This window comes from Capnocytophaga ochracea DSM 7271, from assembly GCF_000023285.1.
Lineage (GTDB): Bacteria > Bacteroidota > Bacteroidia > Flavobacteriales > Flavobacteriaceae > Capnocytophaga > Capnocytophaga ochracea.
Genome location: NC_013162.1, coordinates 2456643 through 2478835, shown reverse-complemented (window position 1 = coordinate 2478835; position 22193 = coordinate 2456643). Strand labels below are relative to the sequence as shown.

The 22193-nt window shown below is 39.5% G+C and carries 14 protein-coding genes; 7 read left to right on the top strand and 7 right to left on the bottom strand.

Annotation, left to right across the window (positions count from 1 at the left end; genetic code table 11):
- The first annotated feature begins 204 nt into the window (after positions 1–204).
- The 6 genes from COCH_RS10460 to COCH_RS10435 all read left to right on the top strand — a co-directional run bounded on the left by COCH_RS10460 (position 205) and on the right by COCH_RS10435 (position 10066).
- On the top strand, positions 205–1374 hold the full coding sequence (locus tag COCH_RS10460) for an AGE family epimerase/isomerase (protein WP_015783042.1): 1170 nt from the start codon (positions 205–207) through the stop codon (positions 1372–1374).
- Positions 1375–1380: 6 nt separating this feature from the next.
- Positions 1381–2637, top strand: coding sequence for a cyclically-permuted mutarotase family protein (locus tag COCH_RS10455; RefSeq protein WP_015783041.1), 1257 nt, complete (start codon positions 1381–1383; stop codon positions 2635–2637).
- A gap of 135 nt (positions 2638–2772) precedes the next feature.
- Positions 2773–4005, top strand: a complete 1233-nt coding sequence (locus COCH_RS10450) for an MFS transporter (protein WP_015783040.1) — start codon at positions 2773–2775, stop codon at positions 4003–4005.
- A gap of 145 nt (positions 4006–4150) precedes the next feature.
- A complete protein-coding gene (locus COCH_RS10445; protein WP_015783039.1) occupies positions 4151–5074 on the top strand; it encodes a dihydrodipicolinate synthase family protein in 924 nt (307 codons plus the stop codon).
- A 69-nt stretch (positions 5075–5143) separates the two neighbouring features.
- Complete coding sequence (locus tag COCH_RS10440; protein ID WP_015783038.1) at positions 5144–8476, top strand: SusC/RagA family TonB-linked outer membrane protein; 3333 nt, start codon at positions 5144–5146, stop codon at positions 8474–8476.
- A 12-nt stretch (positions 8477–8488) separates the two neighbouring features.
- Entirely contained in the window at positions 8489–10066 is a 1578-nt protein-coding gene (locus COCH_RS10435) for a RagB/SusD family nutrient uptake outer membrane protein (protein ID WP_041546963.1), read from the top strand.
- A 171-nt stretch (positions 10067–10237) separates the two neighbouring features.
- Here the strand turns inward: COCH_RS10435 and COCH_RS10430 are convergent, their stop codons facing one another.
- From COCH_RS10430 to COCH_RS10410, 5 genes are all read right to left on the bottom strand, one after another.
- Complete coding sequence (locus COCH_RS10430; RefSeq protein ID WP_015783036.1) at positions 10238–11944, bottom strand: phospho-sugar mutase; 1707 nt, start codon at positions 11942–11944, stop codon at positions 10238–10240.
- A 93-nt stretch (positions 11945–12037) separates the two neighbouring features.
- Positions 12038–12817, bottom strand: coding sequence for a carboxypeptidase-like regulatory domain-containing protein (locus COCH_RS10425; protein WP_223375683.1), 780 nt, complete (start codon positions 12815–12817; stop codon positions 12038–12040).
- 89 nt (positions 12818–12906) lie between these two features.
- A complete protein-coding gene (locus COCH_RS10420; RefSeq protein ID WP_015783034.1) occupies positions 12907–14316 on the bottom strand; it encodes a CCA tRNA nucleotidyltransferase in 1410 nt (469 codons plus the stop codon).
- Positions 14316–15107 (bottom strand): 3-deoxy-8-phosphooctulonate synthase, encoded by a 792-nt coding sequence (gene kdsA, locus COCH_RS10415; RefSeq protein ID WP_002672353.1) that lies wholly within the window; start codon positions 15105–15107, stop codon positions 14316–14318. The genes COCH_RS10420 and kdsA overlap by 1 nt, the downstream gene beginning before the upstream one ends.
- A gap of 93 nt (positions 15108–15200) precedes the next feature.
- The gene (locus COCH_RS10410; RefSeq protein ID WP_002672351.1) at positions 15201–15782 is read right to left on the bottom strand and encodes a MarC family protein; all 582 of its coding nucleotides are present in this window, start codon (positions 15780–15782) and stop codon (positions 15201–15203) included.
- A 1101-nt stretch (positions 15783–16883) separates the two neighbouring features.
- Here COCH_RS10410 and fumC point away from each other — a divergent pair.
- Positions 16884–18281, top strand: coding sequence for a class II fumarate hydratase (gene fumC / locus COCH_RS10395; protein WP_015783032.1), 1398 nt, complete (start codon positions 16884–16886; stop codon positions 18279–18281).
- Between the two features lie 90 nt (positions 18282–18371).
- Here fumC and COCH_RS10390 read toward each other — a convergent pair whose 3' ends face one another.
- A complete protein-coding gene (locus COCH_RS10390; RefSeq protein ID WP_015783031.1) occupies positions 18372–19826 on the bottom strand; it encodes an aminoacyl-histidine dipeptidase in 1455 nt (484 codons plus the stop codon).
- 130 nt (positions 19827–19956) lie between these two features.
- Positions 19957–22179 (bottom strand): patatin-like phospholipase family protein, encoded by a 2223-nt coding sequence (locus COCH_RS10385; RefSeq protein ID WP_015783030.1) that lies wholly within the window; start codon positions 22177–22179, stop codon positions 19957–19959.
- Positions 22180–22193 lie beyond the last annotated feature (14 nt).

The window sequence follows — 22193 nt, the reverse complement described above, 5'->3', positions numbered from 1 at the left end:
ATACGAAAATGTAATATTTTCTATTCAATTCAAATATATATGTAAATCAGTTTATTATAACTAAAATCAACATTTCATAAAATTTATATATAAAAAAACTTTATTAAATATTTGGTCATATCATTTTTTATTTGTTATTTTGCCCCGTCGATTAAAGAAGAATAGAAACTAAATCGCAATTAGAACTAAGATACTATTTTAATAATGGATTTTAAACAATTAGAAAAACAATATCGCGATGAATTGTTACAAAACGTGATTCCGTTTTGGTTAGAGAAATCGCAAGACAAAGAATATGGTGGTTATTTTACTTGTCTTGACCGCCAAGGAAATGTATTTGATACCGATAAGTTTATTTGGTTACAAGGGCGTGAAGTATGGTTCTTTGCAATGCTTTATAACCGTGTAGAAAAACGACAAGAATGGTTGGATTGCGCTATACAAGGAGCAGAGTTCCTCAAAAAATACGGACACGACGGAAACCTAAACTGGTATTTTTCATTAGACCGACAAGGTAACCCTCTTGTGGAACCATATAATATTTTCTCTTATACCTTTGCTACGATGGCTTTCGGTCAGTTGAGCATTGCCACAGGCAATCAGGAATATGCCGATATAGCCAAACGCACTTTTGATATTATCCTTTCTAAACAAGATAATCCTAAGGGGAAATGGAGCAAAGCCTACCCAGGCACTCGTTCGCTTAAAAACTTTGCCTTGCCTATGATTCTCTGTAATTTGGCATTGGAGATAGAACCCTTATTGGACGAGGCTTTCATCGAGAAAACGATGGATACTTGTATTCACGAAGTAATGGACGTATTTTTACGCCCTGAACTGGGTGGCATCGTAGTAGAAAATGTAAATGCTGATGGTTCGCTATCTGATACTTTTGAAGGTCGTCAGCTTACCCCCGGTCACGCCATTGAGGCAATGTGGTTTATAATGGACTTAGGCAAACGTCTCAATCGTCCTGAGCTTATCGAAAAGGCGGTGCAAACTACCCTAAAAATGATTGACTACGGTTGGGATAAACAGTATGGCGGTATCTACTACTTTATGGATAGAAAAGGCTGTCCGCCCCAACAATTAGAATGGGATCAGAAACTGTGGTGGGTACATATAGAAACGCTTATTTCGCTGATAAAAGGATATCAACTCACTGGTAATAAAGAGTGCTTGCAGTGGTTTGAGAAAGTGCATCATTACACTTGGGAACATTTTAAAGACCCTAAACACCGCGAATGGTGGGGGTACCTCAATCGCCAAGGCGAAGTGCTTTTAGACCTCAAAGGCGGTAAATGGAAAGGCTGTTTCCACGTACCACGTGGCTTATATCAAGTGTGGAAAACAATTGCAATGATTAATGGTTAATTGTTAATGGTTAATGATAAAAAACAAATAATGAACAGAAAAACTTTGACAAAGTCTAAGCTACTTTGCCAAAGTTTCCTGCCCGTGCGGCTCGCACCTTTGGCAAAGTCTGCTCTATTCGTTTTATCTCTGACGGCTTGTACAGAAACCCAAAAAGAACAACCTATGAAAATTAATATTACAACACTTACCACCCAAGGCTTGGAAGGCGATTTGCAGAAAGGCGTTTCGGCTTCTTATGCTGCCCTGCTCAATGGTGAATTATTGGTAGCAGGAGGGTGTAACTTCCCTGATAAATTGGGTTTTGAAGGCGGAAAGAAAGTGTTTTACGATGAAATACTTCACTTCAATAAAACACAAAACGAATGGCAAACAGTGGGCAAGCTTCCTGAGGCAGCAGCTTATGGGGTATCGGTAGCGATTCCTGCTGGCTATCTGTGGATAGGAGGACAAACGGCTACACACTCTTTAGCTAATTGCTATAAGGTGCAGTATTCAAAAGAAAAAGGCATTACACTTACTTCTTTTCCTTCTTTGCCTGAACCACTCGACAACTTTGCAGGAGCGAGCATAGGTAGCAAGGTGTTTGTAGCAGGAGGTAGTGCTTCGGGAAAGCCCTCTAACAAACTGTATTATATCGATACTGCTACTGATAAAGAGTGGCATCGCTTGCCTGATTTCCCCGAAGAGCCCAGTGTACAACCTGTATTAGTAGCGATGGAACAAGAGGGTGATACACACTTATTCTTGTTAGGAGGCTTTTTCGGAGGGGATACTACCCGCGTGCCTGCCCTCTCTACTGCTGTGTGGAGGTATAGTGTGCAACAACAGCAATGGCAAAAAGTAGCTACACAAGGAAGTCCTGATAAAGTGCCATTTTCGCTCACAGGAGCTACAGCTTTGGCTATTGATAACCGCTATATTGCTTGTTTTGGAGGTGTAAATGCAACACTTTTCTTAAAAACCATCACCGACCTCTATGACATAGGTCGAGATACTACCCTCACTGATGAGACACGCAAGCAGAAAAACTACGACTATATGTTGCATTATATGACACAGCCTATTGAGTACTATCGTTTCAATAAAGAGTGTTATCTGTTCGATACTCACACGCAAGAGTGGTCGGTGCTCGATACACAAACTGATTTTGCTCGAGCAGGTGCTACCTTAGTAGGTTCTCCAGATGAGTTTTACCTCGTGCAAGGAGAACTAAAACCCGGTGTACGTAGTAATAAAACTTTTAAAGTTGTGGTAAAATAGTATATACTTACTTAAAGGGTGAGGCTATGCCTCAGAAATCAATCAAAAAAACAAAATCAAACAAACTTTTGTTAATCTGTTAGATTTCCCGACCGTAGGGAGGCTCTTTAACAAACTAATATAACAATTGATACTATGAAAAACAGTAAAATATACCCTTGGATAGTAGTGGCATTGCTATGGGTGGTGGCACTACTCAATTATTTAGATCGACAAATGCTCTCCACGATGCAGGAGTCGATGAAAATGGACATCAAAGAGCTTGCTGTGGGAGAAAACTTTGGTAGGTTGATGGGAGTGTTCCTTCTTATCTACGGATTGATGAGCCCTGTGGCTGGTATTATTGCCGACCGCGTGAATCGCAAGTGGATGATTGTAGGAAGCCTGTTTGTATGGTCGGCAGTAACTTATGGTATGGGTTATGCGACAACCTTTAATCAGGTGTATTGGCTACGTGCCTTAATGGGACTCAGTGAGGCGCTTTACTTAGCTACTGCTCTTTCTATGATAGCCGATTACCATACTTCAAAAACACGCTCTTTGGCTATAGGTATTCATATGTCGGGGCTTTATGCAGGACAAGCCTTAGGAGGCTTTGGTGCTACTATTGCCTCTAACTATACTTGGCATACTGTGTTTCACTGGTTTGGTATGGTAGGGATAGTGTATGCTTTTTTCTTGGTATTTACTCTCTTTGATATAGAGCGTAAACCACAAGCAACTACACAAACAACATCAGCACCGAAAAACTCATTGTTGTCGTCGCTTGCCCTTGTGTTTGGCACTTTCTCTTTCTGGATACTCTTGTTCTACTTTATGGCATCGAGCTTTCCAGGCTGGGGAACTAAGAACTGGTTGCCTACGCTCTTTGCAACCAACTTAAATGTACCGATGGCTACCGCAGGACCTATAGCAACAATTTCTATCGCTATATCTTCTTTCTTAGGCGTGCTCATAGGAGGTACATTGTCCGACCGCTGGGTACAGACAAATATCAAGGCGCGCATCTATACTAGTACTATTGGTTTAGGGCTTACCATTCCTGCCTTGATACTCATAGGCTTTGGAGAGTCGTATGTAGCAATGATAGGGGCAACCTTGCTTTTTGGTATTGGTTACGGAATGTTTGATACCAACAATATGCCTATCTTATGCCAAATTATTCCACAACAGCAACGCGCTACGGCTTATGGCATTATGAATATGGGAGGCGTATTTTCGGGCTATGCTGTTACCTTAATGCTTGGTACTTCTACCGATGCGGGTAACTTAGGAGCTGATTTTAGCAAACTCTCGGTGATTATCTTAATAGCCATTGTACTGATGTTGCTATTCTTAAAACCTAAGAGAGAATTGTGTGGAGAATAATAATCCCCAACCCCTCTCAAGGAGGAGCTAATTGAAATAGAATTATTAATAAACACTCTCCTTATTATTGCTTTTGAGGTTCCCCTTCCCCTTCCTTTTTGGAAGGGGAAGAAAGGAGAGGGAGAGGAATAAATAACTAAATAAAATGACATTTGAAAAAATTAATGGGCTGATAGTAGCGCCCTTTACACCTTTCGACAAGAAAGGAGAAGTAAATTTAGACCCTATTGATCAGTATGCAAAACTCTTGCAAAAAAATGGATTGATAGGGGTATTTATCAATGGTTCGTCAGGTGAAGGCTATATGATGACGGTTGAAGAACGTATGAAGATAGCCGAAAAATGGGTGTCAGTAGCTCCCAAAGGCTTCAAAGTGATTGTACACTGTGGGGCTACTTGCATAAAAGATAGCTACAAAATGGCACAACACGCCCAAGAAATTGGGGCTTTCGGTATAGGGGCAATGGCTTCACCTTTCCCCAAAGCGGGTAGGGTAGAGGAGCTGGTGAAATACTGCGAGGAAATAGCTTGTGGAGCGTCTAATCTGCCTTTCTATTTTTACCATATCCCTGTGCTCAATGGGGTGTACCTTCCTATGTTGCCTTTCCTTAAAGCAGCTGACGGACGTATTCCTAACTTAGCGGGTATCAAATACACCTACGAACCACTTTATGAGTACAACCAATGTATGTTGTACAACAATGGTAAATACGATATGCTCTACGGCTTAGACGAGACTATCCTCAATGCTCTTGTAATGGGGGGTGCTCGTGGTGGCATTAGCGGTACTGGTAGCTATATAGGCAAGGTATTGGTAGGTATCATAGATGAATACCACAAGGGCAATATTGCCAAAGCTGCTGAGTTGCAAAACTACGCCCAAGACGTGATAAATGTAATTGCTAAATATCGTGGCAACATAGTGTGCGGCAAGCGTATAATGAAGTTGCTTGGTTTAGACTTAGGTATCAACCGTACGCCTTTCCAAAACATTACTGATGAAGAGGAAGCAGTCATTAAGAAAGAATTGGAAAGCATTGATTTCTTTAACAAATGTAACCAAATGTAGTATATATAAAATGTAATTAACCTACCACCCCATTGTATTTATAAAATCAATCAGTAAAAATTTAAAGTAATGAAGCAAAAGTATTTATTTAATGTATTCTTTTTGTTGTTCTTCACAATAGGTTGGGCACAAGAGATAATGGTGAAAGGGACGGTTTCTTCTGATGAAATGCCGTTGCCAGGTGCTGCTGTAGTTGTGAAAGGTACCACACACGGTACCCAGACCGACTTTGAAGGGAACTATACCCTCACTGCAAAGGAGGGTGATATTCTTGTATTTAGCTTTGTAGGGTATACTACCCAAGAGAGAAGAGTAACAGGTAGTCGCCCTATTAATGTGTCGTTAAAGGAAGAAGCGAATGTATTGGAAGAAGTAGTGCTTACTGCTTATGGAGGTACACAAAAGAAAGCAAAAGTAACGAGTTCTATTGCTTCAGTGAAAACAGAAGTATTATCAACCGGTTCTTTTTCTAACCCTGCTCAAGCCCTTTCAGGAGCAGTGGCAGGACTCAGGGTAGCACAGACTTCAGGAAGTCCAGGAGCAGCTCCTACCTTAGTACTTCGTGGAGGTACTAATCTTGATGGTTCAGGCTCACCCCTTGTTATCATAGATGGACAAATCAGAGGGGGATTGAATGACATCAACCCCGATGATATAGAATCAATGGATATATTAAAAGATGCTGGTGCTACTGCTATTTATGGAGCAAGAGCTAGCAATGGGGTAGTATTGGTAACTACTAAAAAAGGTAGATTAGGTGTTTCGTCACTGAATGTAAAATTGAAGCACGGATTTGCTTATATGAATAACCAAGTGGAGTTTCTTAATGCACGTGATTATCTTTATTGGCAACGTACAGCGGTACGTAATAGTGCCCGTGTATGGCAAAATGCTTCAGGTGATTGGAAAGGATTTACTAACGAAGCGAGTTTAAGTGGTGCGCAACCTTACGGTACTGGTAATATACACTTCAAAAGTATGACCGATGATACGGTATTAAATCCTAATGAAAGTGCTAATTCATATTGGTCTACTATGTTCTCAGAAAGCCTTTCTCCTTCTCAAAAACAAAAACTTCTTTCAGAAGGATGGCAAACGATGACTGACCCTATTACGGGTAAAGAACTTATTTTTTATGATTTTGATTTCAAAAAGGCAGCTTTCCGTCCTTTTGCTCTTACAAGAGACTATTCGTTATCAATGACAGGAGGTAATGACAAAGGAAAATATTATGCTGGTTTGGGCTATTATAACCAAGAGGGTTTGCCTATTAAGAGTTGGTATAAGCGACTTACTGGTACTTTGAATGCTGAGTATAAGTTAAAACCTTGGCTTACTTCCACCAGCAACTTTTCAATAGCCTATGCTACTTGGTATAAAAATGTGAATACTTCTGCAGATGATGCCTATTTTGGACGTATGCTTTCAGCTCCTCCCACTCAAAAAGAAAAAGTAAATGGACAGATAGTAATGGGACGTGGTGGTGCTGACGGTAATCCACGTTTTTATGAAAATATATTTCTTCGTGATAATAATACCAATAAAATTAATTTCGGACAAAGCCTCAGGGCTGATTTGTATAAAGGGCTTTCATTAACAGTGAGTGGACAAGTGATGTTTGATGAAGAATATTATGAAAGCTTTAATAAAGACCACCAAACCTCACCAGGTAAAGCTGCTAATAACTGGAGTAGAACTAGAAGTACTTCAGCCAGCTTTGGAAGAACTATACGTCAAACTTATAATAGTATCTTAAACTACAAGTTTGATATAAAATCTCATCACTTTGATGCTATGGCAGGTTATGAGTATTACGACAGCTATACACGTGGGCTTAGTGCTTCAGGATCAGAAGCACCTACCGATGAATTCGAAGACTTAGGTTTGACTTCTAATAAAGAAGGTAAACGTGGAATAGATTCATATCATTATGGCAATAGAATCAAATCATATTTTGGACGTTTAAACTATGATTATGCTGATAAATATTTGTTTTCATTTACTATTCGCCGTGATGGATATTCTCGATTGATTAATAACCGTTGGGGTAACTTCCCAGCAGCCTCTCTGGGTTGGATTATTACTCGTGAAGAGTTTATTCCTGACAATATAAAACGAGTACTTTCGTTTGCAAAACTCAGAACCAGTTTTGGTTTGAATGGTAATGTGCCAGATAAATTTATAGGTGATTATACCTTACAAGGTTCTTATGGCACTAATAAGTACAATGGGGCAGTAGGTTATGTCATAGGTACTTTTCCTAATAAAGGACTTCGTTGGGAGAAAACGCGTACCTTTGAAGTTGGATTAGATTTAGGTTTTATCCAAAACCGTATCAATGCTAATTTTACATTGTACGATCGTTTGACAAGTGATAAGATACAGTCAATGACACTTCCACACTCATCAGGAGCTTCTGCTATCAATACTAATAATGGGTCTTTCAGAAACAGAGGAGTAGAGATAGAAACCAACTTCCGGATTATTGATAAGAATGATTTGCATTGGAGTTTAGCGATAAATGCTGCTTATAACAAAAATACGGTAGTAAAACTACCTCATAACGGTTACCCTAATAATAGGCAAGATGCTATTGAGGTCTATAATCCTACCACAGGTGAAAAAGAATGGGTAGGAGGTTATCAAGAAGGACAAGAGCCTGGTGATATGTATGCTCACGAAGCGTTAGGTATATACCAAAATGAAGAACAAGTAAAACGCTTGGCTGATAATTTGGTTGATGAAACCGGATCTAAAAAACTATACGGACCTGCCGCTTGGGCAAGACTAAGCGATGCTGAAAAAGAAAAAGGACTTCCTATCCAGCCTGGAGATGTAATTTGGAGAGATGTGAATGGAGATGGTAAAATTGATAATTATGATTTAGTGAAAGCTGGTAATATTTACCCTAAATGGACAGGAGGTATCAATACTACCTTAAGTTATAAAAATATCCGACTCTCTGCCCGTATGGACTATGCGCTCAACTTTAAACAGCGTATCTCAATAGGTAACTCATTACCTTGGTACTTAGGTAATATGCAAGGTACTTTTAACACTGTTAAACAGGTAAATGATACTTGGACACCTGATAACCCTACTGCTAAATATCCTAAATATTATTGGGCTGACCAGCTTGGTAAACGTAATTACTACCGCAGTTCAACAATGTTTATTTATGAAGGAAGTTACTTAGCCTTCCGTGAGATAGCTCTTAGCTATAATTTCCAAAAAGATATAGTGAGTAAAATGGGACTTGATAATTTAGAACTATCTTTGATAGGTCAAAACTTAGGTTACCTTACTAAAGCCGAAACTTACTCTCCTGAGGCTTTAGGGCAATCAAACTCAGGCTATCCATTGCCAAGGACTATTATCTTAGGATTGAATCTAACCTTTTAAAAAATGCAACATATGAAAGTTTTAAAATATATAACAATTATCGCAGGACTATTGTTTACAGTCTCTTGTAATGATTTAGACCTTGTTCCAAAGGACTATAACGGTAGTGGTAACTTCTGGAAAAATGAAGCCCAAATAGTAGGGGCTATCGAGGGAGTACATAACCAATTTAGAAGCAATGATTTTAACTATTGGATAATGGGTGAAGCACGTGGAGGTACTATGGTGCCCGGTGGTACATCATCATTAGAGCAGAATATATATTATTCGGATATAAAAATACAGAACTTTTCTGCTCAAAATCCTAACAATAGTTCTTGGTTTGACTTTTATGGAAAGATTTTTAATATTAACAATGCTATTAAGAATATTCTAGAAGCCAATTATTTAACTGAAACCAATAAGAATTATTATTTAGGGCAAATGTATGGAATGCGTGCGTGGTACTATTTTTGGCTTTACAGAACCTATGGGGGTGTACCCATTAAAACTGGAACTGAAATATTAGACAAGACACCTAGTAGTGGTAAAGAATTATTTACGCCTCGCAGTACTCCAAAAGCTACTTTAGATTTCATAAAGACCGATATTAATAACTCTGAAAAATATTTTACAGATTCTAACAGAGTGAATAATTTTGATAGAATACATTGGTCATATTATGCCACCTTAATGCTGAAAGCTGAGATTTATCTTTGGTCAGCCAAAGTCACTACCGGTGACCAAGTTCCTTCTGCATCTGATTTAGACACTGCAAAAGAAGCATTAGACAAGGTAGCTAGTTCAGGTAAATTTAGCCTTTTGCCTAACTATGCTGATGTATTTGCTTACAATAAAAAGCAAAATAATGAGATTATATTTGCAATGGCTTTTTTAGAAAATGAAGCAAGTACTCCGTTCAACTCATTTATGTATTACCCGCCCAATTTTATCAATAAATACGATGAAACTGGGAAAGCTTTTCCTAATAACGACCCCTTGAAGATTCAGTCAGGGTTCTTATTCAATGAGTATAAATTTGAATTGTTTCAGGCTTTTGATGCTACTGATACCCGTAGAGCTACTACATTCCTATCGTTCTACTCTAATGCAGCTAAAACACAAGGGAGAGGGATAGCTCTCATCAAATATATAGGCTTTATAAACTCAGCGAACACTCGTGTTTTCTCTGATGATATACCTGTATACCGCTATGCCGATGTACTGTTGATGTATGCTGAGATAGCTAATAAGCAAGGCTCTGACCCCTCTACTTATATCAACCAAATTAGACAGAGGGCTTATGGTTCAAATTATACTTCAGCTAATGCGTATACACATACTAACTTTGCTGATGGTGAGTTAGCTATCTTGAAAGAACGTGATAAAGAGTTTGTAGCCGAATCTAAACGCTGGTTTGATGTTCGCCGTCTACAAGATGCCTCTGGTAAACCTCTTGTATTTTCAAAAGAGGCAAGTTATGGTACAGTGGCAGGCAATGTAGAGCCTATACTGAACCAAAATACAGAAGCACATAAGCTACTTTGGCCTATCAATTCTGATATTATCAGCAGAGATACACTCGTTACTCAAACCCCTGGTTACAAATAAAGATAAAGATTTTTAGCTTTATTGAAGATGAAAACGGAGTTCCTTGTAAAAGGGGCTCTGTTTTCTGTTTTTATATATTTCTTTCTCAAAAAAAGTACCTCTACATTCAATTGTTGAATGCAGAGGTACTGTCTATTTGCAGACTCTATATAGAGTATATAGAGTGGTTCACTATTTTAGCTTCAACTCTTCTACTATCTTTTGGATTTTGCTATCCAAAACCTTTTGAGTTGCTTCAAAAGCGTCTACACTGCTCAAAGATGTATTTACACTGAAATAAAACTTAATCTTAGGCTCTGTACCGCTGGGGCGCGCTGCCACACGAGTGCCTTTATCGGTGTGGTAGATGAGTACATTCGATTTAGGAACGTCTATATCTTCTACTTTGCCAGTAAGTGGGTGGAATGCCTTAGACGATTGGTAATCGCAAATTAGCGTTACTTTTTCTCCGTTAATTTCCTTCAACGGATTTTCGCGCAAGTCTTTCATCATCTTAGCAATCTCTTCTGAGCCCGAAATGCCTTTTTTCACTAAGGAAATGAGGTACTCTTTGTAGAATCCGTATTTGGTATAAGCGTGTAGCAATTCTTTGTAGAACGAACTGCCTTTAGCTTTAGCAAATGCAGCAATCTCACAAGCCAATAGGGTCGCAGTTACGGCATCTTTATCGCGTACGAAATCACCAACCATATAACCGAAGCTTTCCTCTCCACCGCCTATGAAAGTAAGCTTAGAGAAATCTTTAATCATTTTGGCAATCCATTTAAAGCCTGTGAGTCCTTCTTTATATTGCACTTTGTATGCATTAGCAATTGCGTGAACCATAGGAGTTGAAACAATAGTAGAAGCTACAAACTCGTTGCCTTTAAAGCCTCTTTTGCTTTGTTGTGCCAAGAGAAAGTCGGTCATCATTACCATTGTTTGGTTACCGTTAAGTAGCACCATTTTGCCGTGAAGGTCGCGAACGGCTATACCTATTCGGTCACAATCGGGGTCGGTACCTATTACGATATCAGCTCCTATTTCGTCTGCTTTTTTGAGTGCCAACGTAAGAGCTTCGGGCTCTTCGGGGTTAGGTGATTTTACGGTAGGAAAATTACCATCAGGTACAGCTTGTTCCTCTACGATGTGTACATTGGTAAAGCCAGCGCGTTTGAGCACATCGGGAACCATAGTGATAGACGTTCCGTGCAAAGAAGTAAATACAATTTTTAGCTTGTCTTTCTCAGGAGCATTGAAGTCTCCGTGTTTGATAGATGCTTCGGCAAAAGCATTGTCAAGTTCTTTGTCGATGTAGTGAATAAGACTCTCATCGGCGTTGAATTTGATGTCTTTGAAGTCAATTGCTTCAATAGCTTTCATAATATCACCGTCTTCGGGCGGTACGGTTTGTCCGCCGTCTTCCCAATACACTTTATAACCGTTGTATTCTGGGGGGTTGTGAGAGGCGGTAAGCACGATACCCGCTTGACAGCCTAAGTAGCGTACTGTAAACGAAAGCTCTGGGGTAGGACGGAGGTCAGAGAAGAGGAATACTTTTATGCCATTAGCCGCAAACACATCGGCTACTATTTTGGCAAACTTCTTAGAGTTGTTGCGACAGTCGTGAGCGATAGCCACTTTAATCTCTTGGTTAGGGAAGCATTTTTTGAGGTAGTTGCTCAATCCTTGGGTGTTTTTGCCTAACGTGTATTTGTTGATTCGGTTAGTACCAATTCCCATAATACCACGCATACCACCAGTACCGAACTCTAAGTTCTTGTGAAAGGCTTCGTTGAGCTCATCGGGATTTCCGTCGATGAGGGCTTGAACCTTGTTGCGGGTTTCTGCATCAAAAGTGTCAGAAAGCCACATTTTTGCTGTTTCAATACTTTTCATAAAATTAATTTTATATAGAGGCTGACTCTTGTTATATATTTTATCAGCGTTGTTTTTCGTTAGCAAAGGTACAAATTAATTATTAAATAACAATTAATTATTAACATTTTTTTTTGTTTCTTCTTTCTGTAAATTAGTTAATTCATTCCACCATTCGTATAACATAAATTCTAATTGCTTGTTGTCTTTTCGCTCTACAAGCCGATGTGCTTCGGGTTTTTCCATTACATAGAAAGCTAAGGTGCCTATTTCTTCTTCCGTTAGGTGATGTTCATTTTTGAGGTAGTTGCCCATCTCATTTACGATGTAATGTGCCACCCTTAGGTTCTTTTCATTGATAACTTGTTGCTTTATAATCTTTGCCTTTCCGTTCAGGTGGTTGATAATTGCATTGAAATTAAAACTCACATTTCCTACTAGTAGTTTGTAGAGGGAGAATTTGTCTATTTGAAGAATATCTGTATTAGCGTACTTCCGTTTCTCTTCCCAAGTGCGTTCTTTTGGAGTATGTTGTAAAATACCCAAACTCTGAGCAGTAATCTTAGGTTTTTCAGTAACACTCACTTCTTCTAATGCAATGGTAATATCAGCCATTTTTAAAACAACCAGTCGCTGTAAATCCACTTGTGTAAGGCTGTGGTAAAGTGTTTTCTTGCCTACATACGTAGCTTTTAAGCTCTGTCCTTTGGTAGCGTCTATCGAAAAAGACCCCTCAGCATCGGTAGTAGTATAGTGCTGGTTGTCTATGTTTTGAATATGCACCCCTTCCAAAGGCGCATTGTTGTAGAATATCTTTCCTCTGATACGCGTCATTTCTTGCCCCCTCATCAAAAGCGGACTCATCAGCAATAATATGAAAAACCATAATCTCATTACTAAATTAATTGCCTGTCTGGCTCACACTGCCTGTGCGACTCACACTGCCTGTGCGGCTCGCACCTCGCACCTCGCACCTCGTACCTCTAAATCAATTTCATCTTCTTTGCTTTCTCCATCATAAAGGCTTTGGCAGCCTCGTATTCATTGGGGATTTTACCTTCTAAAATCGCTTCTTTTATCGCTTCTTTTAGCATTCCTACCGGTTGTGAAGGAGGTAAGTTGAACGTCTGCATTATCTCTTCACCACTTACCGGAGGTTGGAAATTGCGAATGTGGTCTTTCTCTTCTACTTCCACTACCTTTTGGCGTACTATCTGGAAATTGTCGTGATATTTTTTGAATTTCTTAGGGTTTTTAGTAGTAATATCAGCTTCGCAGAGGGTCATTAGGTCTTCAAACTCCTCTCCAGCATCAAATACCAAACGGCGTACAGCCGAATCAGTAACGATATCATCAGCGATGATAATAGGGCGCGAACTCATCTTTACGATTTTCTGCACGTATTTCATCTTGTCGTTCAGAGGCATTCTCAAACGTTTGAAGAGGTGATATACCATCTTGCTCCCCACAAACTCGTGTCCGTGAAATGTCCAACCTATCTTCTTGTCGAAGCGTTTGGTAGGTGCTTTGCCAATGTCGTGTAAGAGTGCTGCCCAACGTAACCAGAGGTTATCGGTGTTTTCTGATATATTATCCACCACTTCTAAGGTATGCCAAAAGTTATCTTTATGGCGTTGTCCGTCGTGTTCCTCCACCCCTTGCAAGGCAATGAGTTCTGGGAGGATATAGTGCAACAAGCCCGTTTCGTACAGCAATTTCAGTCCAATAGAAGGTTTAGGCGAAGCGAGTATCTTGTTCAGTTCCTCTACAATACGCTCGCTCGAGATGATTTTTAGCCGTTCCTTATTATCAGTAATAGCTTTTAGCGACTGCTTTTCAATCTTAAAGTTCAGTTGGGTAGCAAACCTAATAGCACGCATCATACGCAAAGGGTCGTCTGAATAAGTAATATCAGGGTCTAAGGGGGTACGAATGAGCTTTCGTTTTAAGTCGCCTAAGCCGTCAAAAGGGTCGATAAGCTCGCCAAAAGTGTCTCTGTTCAGAGAGAAAGCCATTGCGTTGATAGTGAAATCCCTACGATTTTGGTCGTCTTGTAGCGTGCCACTCTCTACATAAGGCTTGCGTGAGTTTGCCTCATAACTTTCACGGCGTGCCCCTACAAACTCAATATCCAAGCCATCGGCTTTAATCATTGCTGTACCAAAGTTTTTAAATATCGATACTTTAGGAGCATTAGGCAATCGCTCAGCTACTTTTTCAGCCAACGAAATACCACTACCGATTGATACTACATCGATGTCTTTGGGAAGTTTTTTCTCTAATAAATAATCGCGTACAAAGCCCCCAATCACGTAACTTTCAAGCGATATCTCAGCTGAAATATCGCTTATGAGTTTAAAAATAGGATTAGAAAGCGCTTCAGTATAGTTCATTAAAATTCGTTAATTGTTTTGCGAATGGCAACCAAACGCGTTAAAAGACCTTCAAGGAGGTCGAGATGTAGCATATTTGCCCCATCACTTTTGGCATTAGCAGGGTCAAAATGGGTTTCGATAAAAAGTCCATCAGCATTGTTCACAATAGCAGCGCGGGCAATGGTTTCAATCATATCTGGGCGACCGCCTGTTACCCCACTACTTTGGTTAGGTTGTTGTAGCGAGTGCGTAACGTCCATTACTACGGGAGCAAACTTGCGCATCGTCGGAATTCCGCGAAAATCTACTATCAAGTCTTGATAACCGAACATCGTGCCACGGTCAGTTATCAACGCTTTTTCATTGCCACTATCAAATACTTTTTGCACGGCAAATTGCATACTCTCAGGACTCATAAACTGACCTTTTTTCAGGTTCACTACCTTGCCCGTTTCGGCTGCTGCCACCACCAAATCAGTCTGGCGCACCAAGAAAGCTGGTATTTGCAGTACATCTACATATTCGGCAGCCATCGCCGCATCGCTCACCTGATGAATATCAGTAACAGTAGGAACATTAAAGGTTTGCCCTACTTTTTGGAGTATTTTTAGTGCCTTTTCATCGCCTATGCCCGTAAACGAATCTACGCGACTCCTATTGGCTTTCTTAAAACTCCCTTTAAAAATGTAGGATATATTCAGTTTATGAGTGATATTCACTATATGTTCAGCAATTTTCATCGCCATATCCTCTCCTTCTATGGCACAAGGTCCCGCTAAGAGAAAGAAATTATCTTCTTTGTTTATCATTTTGTTTAATTGTTAGTTATAATTCTTTGAAGTTAGTAGCTTTTTCGTAATTTTTTATTTGTCGATGAGGTTCGTACTGTCATTTGTCATTCATCATTGCCCAAATAACATCGCCCTAATATTAGTAGTAAACAAGTTTACTGCAATCGCTAAAAGTATAACACCAAAAAGGTTGTGAATTACGGTAATGCCCTGTTTGCCTAAAAACTTCTCTATTTTCTCCGAAGATTTAAGCACTATATACACAATAATCATATTAATGAGGATTGCCACTATAATATTCTCTACATAAAACTTTGCCCTAAGGGAGAGTACAGTAGTGAGAGCCCCTGCTCCTGCCACCATAGGGAAAGCCAAAGGGACAATAGAGGCAGTCTCAGGCGTAGTACCTTTGTAGAGGGTGATACCTAAAATCATCTCTAAGGCGAGAAAAAAGAGAATAAATGCCCCAGCTACAGCAAATGCCTCAACCGTTACTCCAAACAAATTGAGTAATTGCTTGCCTATAAATAAAAACAGAATAAGCAAAATACCGGCTACAATAGCTGTTTTCTCAGATTGTATACGTCCTGCTTTTTTGCGCAGATTAATAATGATAGGCACACTCCCGATAATATCAACTACCGCAAAGAGCACCATAGTAGCGGAGATAATCTCCTTTACATCGAAATTCATAATCTAAAAAATTTGTGCAAAAGTACTAAAATAATTGCGAACGATGAAAAAAAAATCTCCCAATTTGTTAATTAATTGATTTACCAATATTTCAATATAACTAAAAGCTCTATTTCACTTACATCATAATACGATAAAAACGCTTTTTTACAATTATCATAGCCTCATCTTTCCTTCATCATTTGTTCGTCATTTGTTCGTCATTTGTTTGTCATTTGTTCGTCATTTGTTCGTCATTTGTTCGTCATTTGTTCGTCATTTGTTCGTCATTTGTTCGTCATTTGTTCGTCATTTGTTCGTCATTTGTTCATTTGCCTGTGCGGCTCGCACCGTCTTTTGTTTGTTAATTGTTTATCTGCCCGTGTGGCTCGCACCGTCTTTTGTTTTTCTTAAGCTTGCTTTAACTTTGTTCTATCTTCAAATAAGTCTTGTCTTTCAGACCGATAGCCTTTACCAATTTCTCTTTAAGGCTTGTCCCCCTTCGGGGGTTCGGGGGCTTCTCACTCGTCTTTTCTCTATCTGACCTTGTACCTTGCACCGCTTTTTGTATGAACTTTGCCCAAGTTTCAAACTTTGGCAAAGTTGAAATCTACTAATAACCTTCTTTTTATCTATCTTTTAGCTTTAACTTAGATTTATTCATCATTCGTCTTTTATTCGTTCTAGACCCACTGTAGAGCCACTGTAGAGCCACTGTAGAGCCACTGTAGAGCCACTGTAGAGCCACTGTAGAGCCACTGTAGAGCCACTGTAGAGCCACTGTAGAGCCGCTGTAGACCCACTGAAAAGCCACTGTAGACCCACTGAAAAGCCACTTATTGTTCGATTATCCCGTAAGTTCCCTATAAGTTTTGTATATTCCTCTCCTAATTTCATCATTAATTCATTTCACCCCCAAAATGCTCGTCGTGCTACAACTGTCCGTCGTGCTACAACTGTCCGTGCGACTCGCACCTGTCTGTGTGGATCGCACTACCTGTCTTTAATAAATAGAATACAGTAATGGTATCAAAAAATCTCAGAAAAATTTTAATATTTAGAAAATACAACGTATCTTTGTAGCGTTTTTAAAAGAAGATTATTTTAACTAATACAAACAAAATGAGTTATAGAATTGAAAAAGACACTTTGGGTGAAGTGAAAGTGCCAGCCGATAAATATTGGGGAGCACAAACAGAGCGTTCACGCAACAACTTTAAAATCGGTGCACCCGCTTCTATGCCGATTGAAATTATCCGTGGTTTTGCTTACCTTAAAAAAGCTGCCGCTTATGCAAACTTCGATTTAGGAGTGCTTTCAGCCGAAAAACGCGATGCTATCGCTCAAGTTTGCGATGAAATTCTCGAAGGCAAACTCAACGACCAATTCCCATTAGTAATTTGGCAAACCGGTTCAGGTACACAATCTAATATGAATGTGAACGAAGTGATTGCCAATCGTGCTCAAGTGTTGGCTGGTAAAAAAATAGGTGAAGGCGACCCCGTACTAAAAGCCAATGACGATGTAAATAAATCACAATCGTCTAATGATACTTTTCCTACCGGTATGCACATCGCTTGCTATAAAATGGTAGTTGAGAAAACTATTCCTGGTGTTCAGAAACTACGCGATACTCTCGCTGCTAAATCTGAAGCCTTTAAAAATGTAGTAAAAATAGGTCGTACGCACCTTATGGACGCTACACCACTTACTTTGGGACAAGAACTTTCTGGCTACGTATCTCAACTCGACCACGGTTTGCGTGCTCTTAAAAACACATTAGCTCACCTTTCAGAATTAGCCTTAGGAGGTACAGCCGTAGGTACAGGTCTCAATACCCCTAAAGGTTACGACGTGAAAGTAGCTGAATACATTGCTAAATTCACCGGTCTACCTTTTGTAACTGCTCCTAATAAGTTTGAAGCTTTGGCTTCTCACGATGCAATTGTCGAAAGCCACGGAGCTCTTAAACAATTAGCCGTATCGCTTAATAAAATTGCAAACGATATTCGTATGATGGCTTCAGGACCTCGCTCAGGTATAGGTGAAATCATCATTCCTGCTAACGAACCTGGTAGCTCTATTATGCCCGGTAAAGTAAATCCTACTCAATGTGAAGCTATGACAATGGTGGCAGCTCAAGTAATGGGTAATGATGTAGCCATTTCAATAGGAGGTACACAAGGTCATTATGAATTAAATGTATTTAAACCATTGATGGCGTCTAACTTTCTTAAATCAGCTGAATTGATAGGAGATGTTTGTGTATCATTTGAAGAACACTGTGCAAGTGGTATTGAACCTAATTACAAACGTATTAAGGAATTAGTAGATAACTCGTTAATGCTTGTTACAGCTCTTAACACTAAGATTGGCTATTATAAAGCAGCCGAAATAGCGCAAACGGCTCACCGCAATGGCACAACCCTTAAAGAAGAAGCTGTGCGTTTAGGTTATGTAACTCCGGAAGACTTCGATAAATGGGTACGTCCTGAAGATATGGTCGGAAGCCTTAAATAAGTAATATAAAAAGTTTATAATATTAGAAAAAGGGAAAGCTATCAATCAGATAGCTTTCCCTTTTTTATGTAAGTAACTGTATATTTCTTCTTATTTGTTAGGAATATGTTGCAATATCGCTAGTAAGAACTTCCAAAACTTCTGTACAGAAGCTATATTTACCTTTTCAGCAGGCGAGTGTGCCCCTTTGATAGTAGGACCAAAGCTCACCATTTCCATTTTGGGGTAATGGGTTCCTAAAATGCCACATTCTAAGCCTGCGTGGCAAGCTACTACATTAGGTGTTTCACCGAAGAGCGTTTTGTATTGTGCTTTTACAATCTTCAAGATTTCAGCATCTACTTTGGGCTCCCAACCTGGGTAACTACCGGTGTATTCTACTTCAAATCCAGCTAACTCAAAACTACTGCGAATCGTATCAGCCAAATCATATTTAGAAGTTTCTGAAGCTGAACGAGTGAGGCAATACACGTTTATTTCGCCGTCTTTAATTTGTACCCTTGCTACGTTATTGCTGGTTTCTACAAGGTCAGCAATCGTCTGACTCATTTTATACACCCCATTGAAAGCTGCGTAAAGAGCGCGTAATACATCTTCTTGTTCTTCTTCTTCCATTACTTTCTCAGGTACCGCAGTAGGTTCAAGTAATACTGTAAGAGTCGGTTCAGTTACTGAATACTCGTGTTGGAGTGCTTGGGTAAGTGTAGCTACTTCTTTTTTAAAAGCCACTTCGTCGTTTTTATTAATAGTTACCACCGCTACGCTTTCTCTCGGAATAGCATTGCGCAAACCGCCTCCATCTACACTTGCAATGTGCAAACCAAATTTCTCAGTACAAGTGAATAATATACGGTTCATCAGTTTGTTGGCATTAGCATAACCCTTATGGATATCTGTACCACTATGTCCGCCGTGCAATCCTTTTATGGTAAGTGTATAGCCTACTGAATTATCAGGCGTATCTACCACGTCGTACTCTCTAAACGCCGATACATCTACACCACCGGCACATCCTATATCAATTTCGTCGTCTTCCTCAGTATCTAAGTTGAGAAGAAAATCACCAGAGAGCAATCCGCCTTTGAGCCCTTTAGCACCCGTCATTCCTGTTTCTTCGTCAATAGTAAAGAGAGCTTCAAGAGCAGGGTGGGGGATATCCTTACTTTGTAAGATAGTCATAATACTCGCAACCCCAATACCGTTATCGGCTCCCAAAGTTGTACCATCAGCACGTACCCAGTCGCCATCTACTAACATTTTGATACCTTCCGTACTAAAGTCGAATACCGTATCATTGTTCTTTTGGTGTACCATATCGAGGTGTGATTGTAACACTACTGTTTTGCGGTTTTCCATTCCTGCCGTAGCAGGCTTTTTAATAATCACATTGCCCGTTTCGTCTTGGTAGGTATCAAGCCCTAAACTTTTGCCGAAAGCCACCATAAAAGCAATGACTTTCTCTTCTTTTTTTGATGGACGAGGCACAGCATTCAAGCTCGCAAAGTTCGCCCATAACTGTTTTGGTTCTAACTCTGTTATTTTCATTATATTTATTAATTATTAGTTTTTAGTTATCAGTTGTTAGTATTTAGTCGCTACCGCTTTTACCTTTTACTTTTTATTCACATACCCAGCTGTGAGTCCTCGCTGGCTTTACCTTTTACCTTTTACCTAATCAGAACCAGTACCCTATATTAAACAGCCATATCGCTTGTCTTATTTCAGGTGAGTAAGTGCACTTCAGTTCTATAGGACCTAAAAAGCTCTCAATGCTATATCCTATCCCATACCCCGAATAGTCTGGGTATTTCTTCCACTCAAAGCTCTCAAAAAGATTATTGTCTGCTTTAGCAATATTCGCTAATAATAGCAAGTGTTGTTTCTTAAAGGGTTGGATATCTATTACCAATTCTGATTTTAAGTAGTTTTTAGCACCAATACTCAAAAAATCATAGCCGTAAAAAGGTGAATAGTTCGTAAATACATTCTTGTTATACCCTCCTAAAAAGAAGTCTAATGAGTATACATTAGAGCCTCCTATGGTAACACCGCCTTCTAATCCTACTCGTGCGCTCAATCTTGGCAAGATAGGAAAAGCAAATGATAACTCTGTTTTACCCGTTGTAAATTTGTTAAAATCTGAGTAGTTAGAGGCAAGTGCATAAAAATTGAACTGTGTATTGAAGTACACCCCTCTACTGGGGAAAAAGCTATTGTTAAAGCTGTCGTATTTAAGATAAGAATACAGACTGCCTATATGACTCTTTTCCGAATACGAAGTTGCTGAACTTATTGAATGCACTTGCTCAGTATCAAACTGTATTTTGCGGTGCTCTACTCCTAAGCCAAATACAAAACCATTACCCGAAAGTGTTTGCAAATACAGCTGATTTACCCAGTCGTAAGCCTCTACGTCCATTCGGTTGAGTTCCGACTGCTCTATTCGGTAGTTAGACAAGCGTTTTGTGTTCAGCTTCCGGTCGAATTGCACAAACTTAGACCGCAATCCATAACTGATGTAAAATCCCTTATCCACAAAATAATCAAACTGATAGCGTATGTTATCTCCCACAATAAGGTCGAGTGAAAGAAAATCACTGCTTTGTAAGAAATAGTTCCGAGTATAGTTCATCAAGAACCCTGTTTTTAGCAGATTGTCATAATGTATCCCAAATTTCAAAAAGGTGCGTTGCGGATTCTCTCTTAAATAAAAGTCTATATGTTCCCCTTCAAATGTGTGCCTAATCTGGTGATTGATAGAATGGAAATTGTTAGTAGCCATCAAGTTGTCGATTCCGTCGTTCAGTTGCTCGAACGAAATCTTACGGTTTAGATATTTCAAGTGTAGTTTACCGCGCAAATAACTACGTGAAAAGTGCTCGTTGTTATGAAAATGGACATCTTTTAAGTAAAAGGAATCTATCTTTTGTATTCGTTCTCTTTCCTCTGTATGTTTTTGTTGAGCTGCAATCTCACGCAATCTTGGTAGAAAATGTTCCGCTGCTATTTTGCCATTGTTGATGATTATCTCTCCTTTATCAAACGAAATAACGTTGAATCCCTCTATATTAGGTTTGATGTACACATCGGTCTCTTTTATTTTTTTTGGCATATTATCTATCATTGGGAAGGTAGTAATCTGCGAAAAAATACTCAAAAAAGAGTTAATCTCCTCTCGTTTTGCTAGCGGACTCTGTACATCTACCCCTATGATAATATCCATTCCTTTTTTCTTAACTTCGTCTACCGGATAATTATCGGCAATACCGCCATCGGTAAGCCATTTACCATCTATTTCTACCAAATCGAATAGCGAAGGAAACGAACCGCTTGCTTGTATTGCTTGAGGCAAGAAACCGTTTTCAAGTACTACGCCTTTACCTGTTTCTATATCCGTTGCTACACACAAGAAAGGAATGGGTAACTGCGAAAAATCATAGATTTCATTCACCGGATAAAGTAGTTTCACAAACTCGTTATAGATGTTTTGTCCTTTTGATACCGCACGAGGCAACCCTACTTTGAAGTTATTGAAAGGCAATGCTACTGCGTAACGGTCGTATATATAGCGCTCGTGTAATGATTTAGCACGGCGTGAAGTCTTGTCTTGCAAGAGTTTATCAAAGTCTAACTGACGGAAGATAGAGTCCAACTCATTAGCTGAATAACCCGCCGCATACAAAGCTCCTACCATAGCCCCCATACTCGTACCCCCGATGTAATCGATGCGCACCCCTGCTTCTTCCAACACTTTTAGTACCCCTATATGTGCTAACCCTTTCGCACCTCCACCGCTGAGTACCAATCCCACTTTTAAATCCTTTTTGTGGGTAGTATCTTGCGCACGCAGAAGAGGACTACTAAGTATCAGAAATATGGTTGCTAAGAATATTCTCATCCAATGAATTGCTT